14 protein-coding genes are annotated in these 13,489 nt (G+C 71.8%); 5 read left to right on the top strand and 9 right to left on the bottom strand.

Annotated elements, in window-relative coordinates:
* Positions 1-49: 49 nt before the first annotated feature.
* Positions 50-706, bottom strand: coding sequence for a hypothetical protein (locus ATL45_RS15845; RefSeq protein WP_093145664.1), 657 nt, complete (start codon positions 704-706; stop codon positions 50-52).
* Between the two features lie 6 nt (positions 707-712).
* Positions 713-1,117: a helix-turn-helix domain-containing protein gene (locus ATL45_RS15840; protein ID WP_093145663.1), complete on the bottom strand. Its 405-nt coding sequence runs from the start codon at positions 1,115-1,117 to the stop codon at positions 713-715.
* 211 nt (positions 1,118-1,328) lie between these two features.
* Here ATL45_RS15840 and ATL45_RS15835 point away from each other — a divergent pair, with 211 nt between their 5' ends.
* From ATL45_RS15835 to ATL45_RS15825, 3 genes are all read left to right on the top strand, one after another.
* Positions 1,329-2,183 (top strand): helix-turn-helix transcriptional regulator, encoded by an 855-nt coding sequence (locus ATL45_RS15835; RefSeq protein ID WP_093145662.1) that lies wholly within the window; start codon positions 1,329-1,331, stop codon positions 2,181-2,183.
* A gap of 80 nt (positions 2,184-2,263) precedes the next feature.
* Entirely contained in the window at positions 2,264-3,016 is a 753-nt protein-coding gene (locus ATL45_RS15830) for an SDR family oxidoreductase (RefSeq protein WP_093145661.1), read from the top strand.
* Positions 3,013-4,542, top strand: a complete 1,530-nt coding sequence (locus ATL45_RS15825) for an MFS transporter (RefSeq protein ID WP_093145660.1) — start codon at positions 3,013-3,015, stop codon at positions 4,540-4,542. Before ATL45_RS15830 ends, ATL45_RS15825 begins: the two co-directional genes overlap by 4 nt.
* A 41-nt stretch (positions 4,543-4,583) precedes the next feature.
* Here the strand turns inward: ATL45_RS15825 and ATL45_RS15820 are convergent, their stop codons facing one another.
* Both ATL45_RS15820 and ATL45_RS15815 read right to left on the bottom strand, forming a co-directional pair.
* A complete protein-coding gene (locus tag ATL45_RS15820) occupies positions 4,584-4,967 on the bottom strand; it encodes a VOC family protein (RefSeq protein ID WP_093145659.1) in 384 nt (127 codons plus the stop codon).
* Positions 4,968-4,983: 16 nt separating this feature from the next.
* Positions 4,984-5,193 carry a hypothetical protein gene (locus tag ATL45_RS15815; RefSeq protein WP_246025372.1) on the bottom strand — a complete coding sequence of 70 codons (210 nt, stop codon included), beginning with the start codon at positions 5,191-5,193 and terminating at the stop codon, positions 4,984-4,986.
* A 98-nt stretch (positions 5,194-5,291) separates the two neighbouring features.
* Between ATL45_RS15815 and ATL45_RS15810 the strand changes: the two genes are divergently transcribed.
* Complete coding sequence (locus ATL45_RS15810; RefSeq protein ID WP_093145658.1) at positions 5,292-5,834, top strand: CGNR zinc finger domain-containing protein; 543 nt, start codon at positions 5,292-5,294, stop codon at positions 5,832-5,834.
* A 7-nt stretch (positions 5,835-5,841) separates the two neighbouring features.
* On the opposite strand, the gene ATL45_RS15805 is transcribed toward ATL45_RS15810, so the two are convergent.
* Positions 5,842-7,047 (bottom strand): DUF445 domain-containing protein, encoded by a 1,206-nt coding sequence (locus ATL45_RS15805; RefSeq protein WP_093145657.1) that lies wholly within the window; start codon positions 7,045-7,047, stop codon positions 5,842-5,844.
* A 283-nt stretch (positions 7,048-7,330) separates the two neighbouring features.
* Between ATL45_RS15805 and ATL45_RS15800 the strand changes: the two genes are divergently transcribed.
* Positions 7,331-8,500, top strand: a complete 1,170-nt coding sequence (locus tag ATL45_RS15800) for a pyridoxal phosphate-dependent aminotransferase (RefSeq protein ID WP_093145656.1) — start codon at positions 7,331-7,333, stop codon at positions 8,498-8,500.
* Between the two features lie 25 nt (positions 8,501-8,525).
* On the opposite strand, the gene ATL45_RS15795 is transcribed toward ATL45_RS15800, so the two are convergent.
* The 4 genes from ATL45_RS15795 to ATL45_RS15780 form a co-directional block, all read right to left on the bottom strand.
* Positions 8,526-11,135 (bottom strand): CHAT domain-containing protein, encoded by a 2,610-nt coding sequence (locus ATL45_RS15795; RefSeq protein WP_246025371.1) that lies wholly within the window; start codon positions 11,133-11,135, stop codon positions 8,526-8,528.
* Entirely contained in the window at positions 11,132-11,608 is a 477-nt protein-coding gene (locus ATL45_RS15790) for a hypothetical protein (protein ID WP_093145655.1), read from the bottom strand. The genes ATL45_RS15795 and ATL45_RS15790 overlap by 4 nt, the downstream gene beginning before the upstream one ends.
* Positions 11,605-12,189, bottom strand: a complete 585-nt coding sequence (locus ATL45_RS15785) for an RNA polymerase sigma factor (protein WP_093145654.1) — start codon at positions 12,187-12,189, stop codon at positions 11,605-11,607. Before ATL45_RS15785 ends, ATL45_RS15790 begins: the two co-directional genes overlap by 4 nt.
* 157 nt (positions 12,190-12,346) lie before the next feature.
* Entirely contained in the window at positions 12,347-13,465 is a 1,119-nt protein-coding gene (locus ATL45_RS15780; protein ID WP_246025370.1) for a S8 family peptidase, read from the bottom strand.
* Positions 13,466-13,489: the final 24 nt, after the last annotated feature.

Genomic DNA, 13,489 nt, shown 5'->3' with positions numbered 1-13,489 from the left:
ATTGAAATCGGACGTCCGATTTCAATTGAAATTGCGGGACGGGAGGGGCTCAGCTGTCGCTGGGCTTGGTGGTCTTCTTCGCCGCCGGCTTCGTCGTGCTCTTCGCGGTCGACTTGGCCGTCGGCTTGCGGGTCGCGGCGGGCTTGGGCTCCTCCGCGCTCTCGGCCTTCTCGGCCGGGGCTTCCTCGGCCGGGGCTTCCTCGGCCGGGGTTTCCTCGGCCGGGGTTTCTTCGGCCTTGGTGAACGGGCGGCTGACCTTGCCCAGGACGTCGTCGGCCAGGTCGCGGACCTCGTCCACCGTCTCCTCGACCTTGTCCTGCGCGCTGCCGACCTGGCTCCACACCTTCTTGACCTGCGGCTGGTCCTGCAGCCGGTGCAGGGTCTCCTCGCCGCGCTCGGCCAGGAAGTCGTAGAGCTGCTTGGCCGTCTGGCTGTAGGCGTCGACGCGCTTGCGCAGCTCGGCCGGGTCCAGCTTGCCGCGCAGCTCGTCCAGGTCGCTGGGCAGTTCCTGGCGGGCCGCCTCGGCGCGCTCGTTGAGCTGGCTGCGGACCTTGTTGACCGCCTCCAGCAGGGCCTGCGCGGCGAGGTCACCGGCGCCGAGCGCGGCGAGCAGCGGCGTGCGGGCCTGCTCGACGGCGTCGCCGAACGCCTTCTCGGCCTGCTCGCGCACCTTGTTCACGTCCTCGGTCTTCGGGAAACCCGGCATGGGTGGTCACTCCTCGGATTGCTGGCTGTCCTCGACCGGCCGGTCGTCGTGCTCGCGCCGGAACGAGGCGTAGATGTCCAGAAGCACTTGCTTCTGCCGCTCGTCGAGCTGGGGGTCGGCGAGGATCGCGTCGACCACCGGCCCGCTCTCGCGGCGCTCCAGGATCCCGGCCTGCACGTAGAGCGCTTCGGCTGAGATCCGCAGTCCCTTGGCGATCTGCTGCAGGATCTCCGCGCTCGGCTTGCGCAACCCGCGTTCGACCTGGCTCAGGTACGGGTTCGACACACCGGCTAGCTTCGCCAGCTGCCGCAACGAGATCTGGGCGTTGTTGCGTTGCGTCCGGATGTAGCCGCCGAGGTCGCTGACCGCTTGGTTCACGGCCTTGTTGACTGCTTTGTCCACACGTTCCACGGGCTGGCACCTCTCCGGTCACCGACCACGATACGCACGAGTGCTAACTCTTGCAAGCACTCTGCTTGCACCCGTTCGCGGGACCACGAGCGGCGTGTGTTCGGTCATCCAGAAGCGATGCCCGCAGTCCCCGGGGGGGGGGAAGCGCTCGGGTTCCGCCGAGCAACCACGCACGCAGACCAGCGACCAACGGGCTTCCTAGCATGGCGGCATGGAGATCTCCCGGCTTCCCGCAGGGGCACGGCAGCGGCGCAGCGCCGAGATCCGCGACTTCCTGCGCTCCCGGCGCGCGCGGTTGACCCCTGCGGACGTCGGCATGCCCGTCGGCGGCACCCGGCGCACCCCGGGGCTGCGCCGCGAAGAGGTCGCGGTGCTCGCCGGAGTGGGGGTGTCCTGGTACACGTGGCTCGAACAGGGCCGGGACATCAACGTGTCCCCCGAGGTGCTGGACGCGATCGCGCGCGTGCTGCGGCTGGACGCCGCCGAGCGCGAGCACCTCTACCTGCTCGCGGGGCTCAACCCGCCGCAGGCCGAACCGGTGCAGCGGCAGGCCCCGCCCGAACTGCAGCGGCTGATCGACGGCTGGATGCCCAAGCCCGCCTACATCATCGACCGGCACTGGAACCTGGTGGCGCTCAACCGCTCCGCCCAGGTCGTCTTCGGCTACGGCCCCGACGACCACAACTGCCTGGTCACCTTCTTCACCAGCGCCCGCTACCAGTCCGCGATCTGCCACTGGCAGGACGCCGCGCGCGCCATGCTCGGCCAGTACCGCGCGGACGCGGCCCGCTACGCCGACGACCCCGAGTTCGACCGGCTCGCCACCGACATGTGCGCGGTGAGCCCGGCGTTCGCCGAGATCTGGGCCGAGCACCGCATCGGCAGCAACGCCCAGGGCACGAAGGTGCTCAGCCACCCGCAGGTCGGCGAGCTGATCTTCGAGTACACCATGCTGCCGCTGCCCGACCTGCCCGGACACCGGCTGCTGCTGCACAACCCGCAGCCGGGCAGCGACGCCGAATCCCGCATCGCCGAACTCCTGGCCGCCGAACCCGCCGCCCGCTGACCGGCGACCAGGGTGGTGGTGGCAGACCCAGGTTCGGCCGACACTCCTGGCAACGCGCGATCGGTCCGAGCATCGTCGGCATGCAGCGATTCACCAACAAGACGGTCCTGATCACCGGCGGCACCAGCGGCATGGGTCTGGCCACCGCGCGCCGCCTGCTCGACGAAGGCGCGTACGTCGCCATCACCGGCCGCGACCAGGCAAGGCTCGACTCGGCGGTCGCCGGGCTCGACGGCGACCGGGTCCTGGCGGTGCGCGCGGACGTGGCTTCGCTCGCCGACACCGATCAGCTGATGCGCCGCATCGAGACCTGGCGCGGTGGCCTGAACGCGGTCTTCGCCAACGCCGGGATCGGGATCTTCAAGCCCAGCGCGGAGATCACCGAAGCCGACTTCGACCGGACCGTCGACGTCAACTTCAAGGGCGTCTACTTCACCGTCCAGAAATCGCTCCCGCTGATGCGGGACGGCAGCGCGATCGTCATCAACGCGTCCTGGACGCTGCACCGCGGGCTCGCCACCGGCTCGGTGTACTCCGCGAGCAAGGCCGCGGTGCACAACCTCGCGCGCACGCTCGGCGCCGACCTCGCTCCGCGCGGGATCCGCGTCAACTCCGTCAGCCCGGGCTACATCGACACCGAGATGTACCGGAGCCTGAACACCGATCACGGGGCGGAGGCGCGGAACTCGGCGGAGGTGGCCCTCGGTTCGCTCGGCCACGCCGAGGACGTCGCCGCCGCGGTGGCGTTCCTGTCCTCGGACGACGCCGCCTACATCACCGGCCAGGACCTCGTCGTCGACGGCGGGCTCGTCGGCTCCGCGACGACGCGATGAACGCCGCGCGATCGGTGTCGACGCTGGCCGCCGTGCTGCTGACCCTGGTGGTGCTGCCGACCTCGGTGACCGGGTCGGCGGTGGTGCTGCCGCACATCGGAGCCGAGACGGGCGCTTCGCTGGACGCGCTGCAGTGGGTGGTGCACGCCTACAACCTGACCTTCGCGTGCTTCATGCTCGCCTGCGGCTCGCTGGCCGATCTGATCGGCCGGCGCCGGGTGTTCCTGGTGGGCGCGGTGGTGTTCGCGTCGGCTTCGGTGGCGAGCGCGGTCGCCACCGACATCCACCTGCTCGACGCCGCGCGCGGGATCGCCGGTGCCGGTGCCGCCGCGCTGCTGACCAGCGGCAGCTCTTTGGTGGCCACCAGCTTCGAGGGTGCCGCTCGCACCCGGGCGTTCGCCGCCGTCGGCATCGCGACCGGGAGCGGGTTGGCGCTCGGAGCGATGCTGGCCGGAGTCCTGGCCGACACCTCGGGATGGCGGTCGTTCTTCGCCGCGCACGCCCTGCTGATGCTGCCGGTGCTGTGCGCCGTCCCGGCGATGCGGGAATCGCGCGGTTCCTCGGCGACCGGCGTGGACTGGCCGGGCACCGCCGCGTTCGTCGGCGGCACCTTCCTGCTCATGCTGGGCGTGGTCGAAGGACCGCAGTGGGGCTGGGGCAGTCCCGGCGTGCTGGGGCTCCTGGCCGGGGCAGCACTGCTCCTGGTGCTGTTCGCGCTGGTGGAGCGTCGGCGCCGGGATCCGATGCTCGATCTCGGGCTGCTGCGCAACGCGAAGTTCGTGGCGCTGTGCTCGATCCCGGTGGTGGCGACGCTGTCGTTCGTGATCCTGCTGCCGCTGCTGCCGAACTACCTGCTCGTGGCGAACCGCTCGACCAGCCGGGAGGCCGGCAGCACGATGCTGCTGATGACGCTGCCGATCCTGGTCGCCCCGCTGCTGGCCGGGCGGCTGATCAGGTGGGGTGTTTCCACCCGCGCGGTGTTCGCGGCCAGCCTGCTCTGCCTGACCGCCGGGACCGGATGGCTGGCCGCCGTGCTCCACCCCGGGATCGGCGTCGCGGAGCTGGCCGGGCCGCTGATCGCGCTCGGCGTCGGGTTGGGCTTGAACTTCGGCCTGGTCGACGGTGCGGCGCTGGCCGCCGTGGACGTGGAAAAGACGGGCACGGCTGCGGGGCTGCTCAACACGGTGCGCCTTGGCAGCGAAGCGCTCGCCATCGCTGCGGCGGGCTCCGCGCTGGTCAACCTGACGCAGCAGTCGCTCGGTCGCGGCTTGTGGCAGCTGCCCGCCTATCGCGGAACGCCGGAGGAGCTGGCCAACGACGTCAACGCGGGCGATCTGGCCGGCCCGATGTCGGCGCTGCCCGCTGACGTGCAGCAGCGGTTCTTTGCGTTCGTCGCCGACGGCTTCACGGATTCGTGGCAGGTCCTGCTGTGGACCTGCGCGGCGATCTGCGCGCTGCTGTCCGCGGCGATCGCCGTCGTGCTGCGCGAACCCGAAGTGGCGCCGGAAGTGGCCGCTGCCCGGTGAGGTCAGGCCCTGCTTCGCGACTCGCGGGGCAGGGCCCGGTTTCAGTCGTCGATGGCGCACATGCAGAACGGGTGGCCGACCGGGTCGGCGTAGACGCGGAACTTCGCGTCCTGCTTGTCGGGCGGCTGCGGGAGCGGGGTCGCGCCCGCCCCGACCGCCCGCTTGTAGCCCTCGGCGATGGTTTGCACCCGGATGTCCAGGTGCATCATCTGCGGCACCTCACCGCTGGGCCAGGTCGGCGGGCGGTAGTCCGGGTCGCGCTGGAAGGCCAGCACCGCGCTGCCGTTCGGATTCGCCAGCTCGACCCAGTCCGCGTTGGAGGCCTCCTCGTCCACCTGCCAGCCGAGCAGCCGGCCGTAGAAGTCGGCCAGTTCACGTGGATCCGGGCAGTCGATGGCGAACGCCGCGAGGTCGAGCTGGGTCATCGCTCCTCCGATCGGTTCAGGCAGTCGCGCGGCGAGTGCCCGGGTCGACCGCTGCGCCGGGGCCCAGCGGAGCCGTGGTCGCCGCCCACCAGTTGGCGAACTGGTCAAGCCAGCGTGGCCGAAGTCGGCCGCCTTCGCTCAGCGCGCGGTCGATCTCCGCTTCGCGGGCCGCCGCGGCGGTCAGCGTCTGCCCGGTGTCCTGCGGCTCGATCTGAATCGGATTCATCACGCACCCCTAACCCTCAAAACTGATTGATAGGTTACTAACCGGCGTGACCACTATGCGGGTTACGGAGACCCGGCACAACCCCCTACTGGCTTACGATGGTGTTCGTGAGCAGCAGAGCTGTCGCTCCGGAAGTGGTACGACCACCGACGCTGGAGGCGGTCGAACTCGACTTCGACCACGACATCGAGCTAGTCCTGGCCTTCCTCAACACCTGCGACGCGGAAGACGGCACCGAAACCTTGGACGACCACGATCAGTGGCGGCAGTGGTGCGCGGACCGCGGACTGGGTGCGGCGCCCGACGTCGAAGCGGCGCGCGAGATCCGCGACTCCATGCGCAGCGCGGTCTCCTACGGGGCCCGACCACCCGAGCTCGCCACGGCGTGGCCGGTGCAAGTCCGGCTGCAGCGAGGCATACCCGTTCTGGCAGGCACCGACGCACTGGGCACCGTGCTGGTGGCGGCCGCCCGGCTGGTGCACACCGAGCACTGGGACCGGATCAAGATCTGCCCGGCCGACGACTGCCTGTGGGCGTTCTACGACCGGTCCCGCAACCGCTCCCGGACCTGGTGCTCGATGCGGGTGTGCGGCAACCGGGAGAAGGCCCGCTCCTGGCGGGAGCGCCACACCACCGCCTGAACCGGCCTCAGAAGAACAGCTGCGACACGCTGTGGATCGCCAGGCCGGCGAGGGCGCCGACCACCGTGCCGTTGATCCGGATGAACTGGAGATCCCGGCCGACCTGCAGCTCGATCTTGCGGGAGGTCTCGCCGGCGTCCCAGCGCTCCACCGTGTCGGTGATCAGCGTGGTCAGCTCGTCGCGGTAGTTGGACACCACGTAGACCGTGGCGCTCTCCATCCAGCCGTTCACCTTGGCCTGCAGCTCCGGCTCCTCGACGAGCCTGCGGCCCAGCGAGCGCAGGCCGTCGCGGACCCGGACGCGCAGTTCGCTGGACGGGTCCTCGGCCGCGTCGAGCAGCATCTTCTTCGCCGTGCCCCAGGCCGAGGCGACCAGGTTCTGCACCTCGGGGTGCTCCAGCACCTGCTGCTGGATCTGCTCGGCCTTGGCCATCGTCTTCGGGTCGTTCTGCAGGTCGTCGGCGAACTCGACCAGGAAGCGGTCGACGGCCTTGCGCATCGGGTGCTCGGGGTCGGTCTTGACCGCCCAGGCGAAGGACAGCACCTCGGCGTAGATCTTGTCCGCCACCATGGCGTCGAAGAACTTCGGCGACCAGGACGGCGCGCGCTGGCTCACCACGCGCAGCACCGTGTCGTGGTTGTCGCGCACCCAGTCGTAGGCGCGATCGCAGACCAGGTCCACCAGCTTGTGGTGCGAACCGTCGGCGAAGACCTGGCCCAGGATCCGCCCGAGCGGCGGCCCGAACGGCTGCGCGAGCACCTTGCGCACGACCGCCTGCTCCAGCACGGCCTGCACGTCGTCGTCCCGCAGCACCTGCACGGCACCGCGCACGGCCGTGGCCAGCTCGGAGGTCACGCGCTCCGCGTGCTCCTCGTCGTCGAGCCAGCCGCCCAGCCGGCGGCTGATCTCGGCCCGGCGCAGCTTGTCCCGCACCACCTGCTCGGACAGGAAGTTCGTGCCCACGAAGTCGCCGAGGCTGCGGCCGATCACGTCCTTGCGGGTCGGGATGATCGCGGTGTGCGGGATCGGCAGCCCGAGCGGTCGCCGGAACAGCGCGGTGACCGCGAACCAGTCCGCCAGCGCACCGACCATGCCCGCCTCCGCGGCGGCCCGCACGTAGCCCGCCCACGCCGCGCCGGTGCTCTCCTGCCAGCGGGCGAAGACGTAGATCAGGGCCGCTAGCACCAGGAGCCCGCCTGCGACCGCCTTCATCCGCCGCAGGCGCCGGCGCTTGTCAGTGTCGGAAACCGATGTGGGCTGCACACACCGATTGTGGCAGTGCTCGCCGAGTGCTCACTCCGTCGGCGGGCAGAACACCTGCGGAATCACACCTCGACGTGCCCGTTCCGACCGTTTTCCGGGCGCGCCGGGCAGGGTGGGAACCGCCTGGTCAGAGCCGGGCCGCAGCACTGCGCGCGCCTCCGGCGTTCCACGTCCTGGACAGCGACCGGCTGGACCCGCACACCGCCGCGCGTTTCGACTACTCTCGGCAGACGTGCGTACTCCAGCCCTCACCACCCGGTTGCGCCCGTTCACCTCGACGATCTTCGCCGAGATCACCGAGCTGGCCCGCCGCACCGGCGCGGTCAACCTCGGCCAGGGCTTCCCGGACACCGATGGCCCCGAGGGCATGCTGCGAGTCGCGCAGGAGGCGATCGCCAACGGCGTGAACCAGTACCCGCCGGGCGCTGGTGAGCCGGAGCTGCGCGCCGCGATCTCCGAGCACCGCGCCGCGCGCTACGGCATCGAGCACCGGCCCGAGGACGAGGTGCTGGTCACCGTCGGCGCCACCGAGGCGCTGACCGCCGCGATGCTCGCCCTGGTCGAGCCCGGTGACGAGGTCGTGCTCATCGAGCCGTACTACGACTCCTACCCGGTCGCGGTCGCGATGGCAGGCGGGGTCCGCCGAACCGTCGCGCTCCGGCAGGGTCCCGACCACCGCTTCGAGCTCGACCTGGACGCGCTGCGCGCCGCGGTCGGTCCGCAGACGCGGGTGCTGCTGCTGAACTCGCCGCACAACCCGACCGGCACCGTGTTCACCGACGCCGAGCTGGCCGCCATCGCCGAGGTCTGCCGCGAGAACGACGTCATCGCCATCACCGACGAGGTCTACGAGCACCTCCTCTTCGACGGTCGCGAGCACCACCCGCTGGCCTCCCTGCCCGGCATGGCCGAGCGCACGCTGTCGATCTCCAGCGTGGGCAAGAGCTTCAGCGCCACCGGCTGGAAGATCGGCTGGATCTGCGGTCCGGCCGAGCTGGTCGCCGCGGTGCGCGCCGCCAAGCAGTTCATGACCTTCGTCGGCGGTGCGCCGTTCCAGCCCGCGGTCGCGCACGCCCTGCGCAACGAGCTCGACTGGGTCGAGCAGCTGCGCAAGGACCTGCAGCGCAAGCGGGACCGGCTCGCCGAGGGCCTCACCGAAGCTGGCTTCGACGTGCTCAGCAGCGAAGGCACCTACTTCATCTGCGCCGATGTCCGGCCGCTCGGCTTCGAGGACGGCGCAGAGCTGTGCCGCTCGCTGCCGGAGCGCATCGGCCTGGCCGCGATCCCGGTGCAGGTCTTCTGCGACAACCCGGATCCGGCCAAACACCTGGTCCGCTTCGCCTTCTGCAAGCGCGACGAGGTCCTCGACGAAGCGATCAAGCGCCTCCACAAGCTCCGCTGACGGCCGAGCCCGGCTCAGCCTGCTGTCATCGATCACCTCCGTAGCCGAGGCAGACGAAACCGGACTCGCCGTGTTCGGCCTGGGCGGCGGCGAGGGCTTCGGCCGGTGCCACTCCGCTGCTGAGTGATCTGTGCAGCGAGGTCATCACGTCCACCGTGCGCTCGTCGGGGACCGGGACGACGCTGGCGATCACCGTTGCCGTGCCGCGGCCGAGGAGCGTGGTCGCCAGGCCGCTCAGCTGATCTCCTCGGCCGACCGCCGACCTGCCCACATCGCACGCCGACAGCACTACCGTGGCCGGGCCCCGGTGCAGCCTGTCCAGGTCGTAGGCGTAGAGCGGGCCGTCCGCGAGGTCCAGGCAGGACAGCAGCGGTTGGTCGTCGCGGAAGCGGCCGTGCGCGGCGATGTGCACCACCGCTGCTCCATCCACAGTGGACAGAACGCGTTCGGTGGTGGCAACCGCCCCGGTCAGCAGCCGACCGCCCGCCGCACCGTGCAGCGCCCGCACTTCGCGTTCCGCGTGGTCCAGCCCGGGCCCGGCGATCCACACCGCCGTGCCCGCCGGATCGGCGGCGCGCGCGTCCAGCGCCGAACGCAGCCAGCAGCGCACGGACGGCGCCACGGTGACGCTCCGGCCGCGGCACGCGGGCAGCGCCGCCCAGGGCAGCACGTGCAGCCGCCCGGTCGGGATCACCACCAGCGGGCGCTTGCGCCCGAGCACCGGCAACAGCGGATCCAGGAGCTGCGCCTGCAACTCCTCCGCTGCCTGCCGGGCGCCGTGCTCGAACATCGGCGCAGCACGCGGCGCGGTACCGGCAGCCTGCCTGGAGAGCAGGTGCCGGAGCCTGGCCGCCTGCGTGTGCGCGCTGCCCTCCGGACCGAGCACGTGCAGCCGAACCTCTCCTTCCACAATGGACACCGCGAACAACCGGCCGCGGTGCGAGCACAGGCTCAGCAGAGCGGATTCGCCGAGCACACCGCTCACCTCGCCCAGTCCGCACGGCCCCGGAAGCCCGCTGGTCCGGCCCTCCACCAGCATCGCGCGGTGCCGGACTTGCTCCTCCAATCCCGCGACGACCCGCAGCGGGCCGCGCGTGCTCCGGGTCTCCCGCACCGCCGAGCGCAACCGCACCAGGGCCGAGTTCAGCTTCGAATCCACCGGCGGACGCAGGGCTCTGCGGTGTAGGGCGCTGGCCCGGGACCGCTCCGTCCAGTTCAGCACCAGCTCGGGGTCCCCGGTGCGCAGCGCGGCACCGACCGCGAGATCGCCGAGCTCGGCCGCCAGTCCCGCGGTGTGCGCCCGCAGCTCGAACGCCACCATGTCGGAGAGCTGGCTGTCCACGGCGCGCAATCCGCCCTGGCACGCCTCGAACAACCGCTCCAGGTCGTCGTCCTGCTCGGCCAGCAGCGCTTCGGCCAACCAGCCCAACGCCCGGTGCTGCGGAGGCGCCGACGCGGCTTCGCGCAGCGGCGCGCACATGGCGAAGAGCTTCCGGGACGCCGTGCGCATTCCGGCCCCAGCCGCACATCTGCCCGCAGTGAGCCGGAGTTCTGCGGCCGTGCCGATCGAGCCGGAGTCCGCGCACGCCGCAGCCGCTCGCCGCGCCGCCGACAGGGCGTACCGCGAGCACTGGCCTGCGCGCAGCTTCGCCTGCCACGCGACGGCAGTCGCCACCGCAGCCAGAGCGGGACGGCGCTGCGCGCGGAACAAGCGCCGCGCGCTGTTCGCCGCCTGCACTGCGGCGGGCAGGTCGTCGGCACGCAGCGCGCAGCCGGCAAGCGCCAGCCTGGTGTCCGCGAGCCGCCCGGCCCGTCCGCAGGCGGCCAACCGCTCCGCTGCCTGCTCCATCACCGCTCTCGCGTCGGTGGCCAGCCCGGCTGCGGCCAGCGCTTCCGCCCGGTCGACCAGTGCCTCCGGGCTCGATCGCACGTCCAGGCCCGCCGCGACCGCTTCCTCGAACAACCGGAGCGCACGCGGCAGGTCACCGGCGCGGAACGCGACGCAGCCCCGGTTGTGCCGACATCCCGCGGCCCGCGCCGGCTGCCCACCCGCCGCGAAGACCCGCTCCGCGGCGGACAGATCGTTCTCCGCCGCCACCAACCGGTTCGAGTACAGGTTGGCCAGCCCGCGCCCCATCAGCGCGTTGGCCGTCCAGCGCCGATCGTCGTCGGCCCGCAGGCTGCGCAACGCCCGGGTCAGCTCGACGCGCGCCTGCTGGTGCTGATCGCCCTGGCAGTGCAGCAACCCGCGCAGGCAGGCGGCTCTGCCCTGCTCGGCGGCGGGCAGCCGAGGTTCGGCCGCGACCAGGTTCGCCCAACTGGCGTCGACATCACCTCGCTCCATCTCGATCCACGCCAGCGTGAGCTGCAGCTGGGCGGCCAGCTGCCACCGTTCCGCACGGCGCGCCGCGGCGAGCCCGAGCCGGGCGTGCCGGTGCGCCTGCCGCACCCGTCCCTGCTCGACGGCGGCCAGCGCCGCGATGTGCCTTGCCAGCACGCGCAGTTCGCCGTCCGGGCCCGACAGCAGCTCCACCGCCTTGCGCATCGCGGCTTCCGGCGCCGAGCTGGCGTTGTCCCGCCACCACAGCGCGGCGCCGATCCGGTCCAGCGGCGCCACCGCCGCACCGGCGCTCAACAGACCAGCCAATCCGCGACGGCGGGCGCCGACCGCAGCGGCCGGAACACCACGCTCAGCGGACCGCGCGGGACGTCCAGCACCCGGAACGCACCGTGCTCGTCCAGCGCACCCGCGCACTCACCGGACCGGTGCCGCAGCACCACGTCCCCGGTCGGGGGCGTTCCGCCCGCTCGGTTCAGCACGAGCCCGGAGACCTGGTACCGGTCTTCGGCGACCGGGGCCAGGTCCAGTTCCAGCACCCGGCCCGGCATCGCGAAGGTGAGCACCCGCGGCTCCGCCGGGCCGATGGAGCGCACCTTGGCCGACGACTCCGCCGAATCCCCGATCAACCGCAGCGAATCCGCGTCCTGGTAAGCCATCCGGCGCGACATCGCCGCGTAGGCGCCCGCGAGCGCGCGCTCCGGAACGGGATCGCTGCACCGGAACAGCTCCCGCAGCTCGCGCAGTTCGCTCGGCAGTCCCCCGTTCATCCCGCCACCTCCTCGGGCACGTCGCTGGCGAGCATGCGCCGCCGCAGCTCCGCCAGGCAGCGGCTCTTCTTCGGCCCGATGGTGCCGCGCGGCCAGCCCAGGGCCTCGCTGACCTGCGCATAGCTCGCCTCCGGCGCGACCGCCAGCACGCGCAGCAGCTGCTGGCAGCGCTGCGGCAGCTCGGCGAAGGACTGCGCCAACCGCGAACTCGTCCACGCCCGCAGCACCTTGTGCTCCGGTGCCTCGGCGTGCTCGGCACCGACGAGCGCCTCCGCATCCAGCCCGACCGGCGATTCCCGCTGCCGAGCGCGGTGCAGCCGCAGCGATTCCCGGCGCGCGGTGGTCACCAACCACGCGGACAGCGACTCCGGATCGCGCAGTCGCTCAAGGTTCTCCGCCAGCAGCAGCCACGTCGCCTGGCAGATGTCCTCGGCATCCGCGGCATTCGCGGAGAACGCCCGCGACACACCCCAGACCACCGGCGCGTTGCGGTCCACCAGCTCCCGCCACGCCTGCTGATCACCGGCCGCCGCCCGGTGCAACAACACCGCCGCGGCGCCGGTCTCCCCGACCTCGTGCACGACCTGTTCCTCCCCGCTCCCGGATCTTCGTGCCCCCGGGTAAATAGAGGAGCGAGCAGGCCGCACAGATTCACTTCAAGCCGATTACCGCTCGAACGGGTAGCGATCCCGGGCGATATCGGGTGATCAACTCCTCGGCCGCACCCGCGGCCGAGCTCTACGCGGGGCGGGGTTGGAAGAGCCGCGTCGCTTCGTCCGGAGCGCGGCGCTCGTGCAGCGCGGTGGCGATGGCAGCTGCCACCCGCGGCGCCGCGAAGGACGTGCCGCTCCAGCTCGCGAAGCCGAAGTCGCGGCCGCCGTTGCCGGTCATGCGCACGAAGCTGCTGGTCACCGCGACTCCCGGCGCGACGGCGTCCACCCAGGGCCCGAAGTTCGAGAACTCCGCCACCGCTCCGTCCGAGCCGGTGGCGGCGACGGCCACCACCGACGGCAGCGCCGCCGGCCAGAACGGCCTGCTCAGCCCCTGGTTCCCGGCCGCCGCGACGACCACCGAGCCCGACCAGTGCGCCAGCTCGTCGCGCAGGATCGGCGGGCACTCGTCATCGGCGGTGTGGCAGCCGGCGGTCAGCACGACGACTCCGAGGTGCTCGCCGCGCGAGGCGGCGGCCAGCCGCAGCGAGCGCAGCCCGGCGACCACGGTGTAGTCGTCGGTGAAACCGAGCGAGGAGAGCACCCGCTGGGTCCGGAGCACCGCTCCGGGCGCGTGCTGCAGCAGAACGCCGCTGACGAACGTGCCGTGGCCCGCCTGCCGGTCCTGCCCCGCGTCGTCGTCGGCGTCGAGCACCTCCGGAACCGGTTCGAACCACGGCCGGTCCCGGAACCACGGGTGCGGATCGCAGCCGGTGTCCAGCACTCCGACCACCACCGGCGGTTCCCACTGCGCCGCAGGCGGTTCCGGGACCGGCGGCGCCTCCTGCGCTTGCGCACCGGTTCCGTACATAACGGGTGTTCCGTACATCACCGGGCAGCCGAAGTGCACGTGATTGGCCGCGACACCGGCCGTCTCGCGCGCCATGTCGACGCAGCGGTCTCGCTCCGCACCGCGCAACCGGACCCTGGCCAGCAGCAGGTCGTCATCGTGCTGCACGTCCTCGACCCACCTCCGGTACCGATCCAGCACCGGGTCCAGCGCCTCCGCCGTCGCGATCAGCTCACCGCGCCGCACCAGGCATTCACCGCGTCCGCCCGGGTCGTGCACCAGCAGGTCGTGCCCGTAGGCGGACCACAGCTGCCGGAGTTCAGCGATGCCGAGCCGGGTTCCACTTCCCTGATCCACAGCGGACACTGTGCCCACGGCCGG

Source organism: Saccharopolyspora antimicrobica, from assembly GCF_003635025.1.
GTDB classification, from domain to species: Bacteria; Actinomycetota; Actinomycetes; order Mycobacteriales; family Pseudonocardiaceae; genus Saccharopolyspora; species Saccharopolyspora antimicrobica.
This window is presented reverse-complemented; position numbering and strand designations above follow the sequence as displayed.

Bases quoted from the DNA above. Each gene is read 5' to 3' on its own strand.
- ATL45_RS15805 (WP_093145657.1), bottom strand. From the start codon at position 7,047: ATGAAGGCGGTCGCAGGCGGGCTCCTGGTGCTAGCGGCCCTGATCTAC.
- ATL45_RS15820 (WP_093145659.1), bottom strand. From the start codon at position 4,967: ATGACCCAGCTCGACCTCGCGGCGTTCGCCATCGACTGCCCGGATCCA.
- ATL45_RS15815 (WP_246025372.1), bottom strand. From the start codon at position 5,193: ATGAATCCGATTCAGATCGAGCCGCAGGACACCGGGCAGACGCTGACC.
- ATL45_RS15845 (WP_093145664.1), bottom strand. From the start codon at position 706: ATGCCGGGTTTCCCGAAGACCGAGGACGTGAACAAGGTGCGCGAGCAG.
- ATL45_RS15830 (WP_093145661.1), top strand. From the start codon at position 2,264: ATGCAGCGATTCACCAACAAGACGGTCCTGATCACCGGCGGCACCAGC.
- ATL45_RS15810 (WP_093145658.1), top strand. From the start codon at position 5,292: ATGGTGTTCGTGAGCAGCAGAGCTGTCGCTCCGGAAGTGGTACGACCA.
- ATL45_RS15790 (WP_093145655.1), bottom strand. From the start codon at position 11,608: ATGAACGGGGGACTGCCGAGCGAACTGCGCGAGCTGCGGGAGCTGTTC.
- ATL45_RS15825 (WP_093145660.1), top strand. From the start codon at position 3,013: ATGAACGCCGCGCGATCGGTGTCGACGCTGGCCGCCGTGCTGCTGACC.
- ATL45_RS15835 (WP_093145662.1), top strand. From the start codon at position 1,329: ATGGAGATCTCCCGGCTTCCCGCAGGGGCACGGCAGCGGCGCAGCGCC.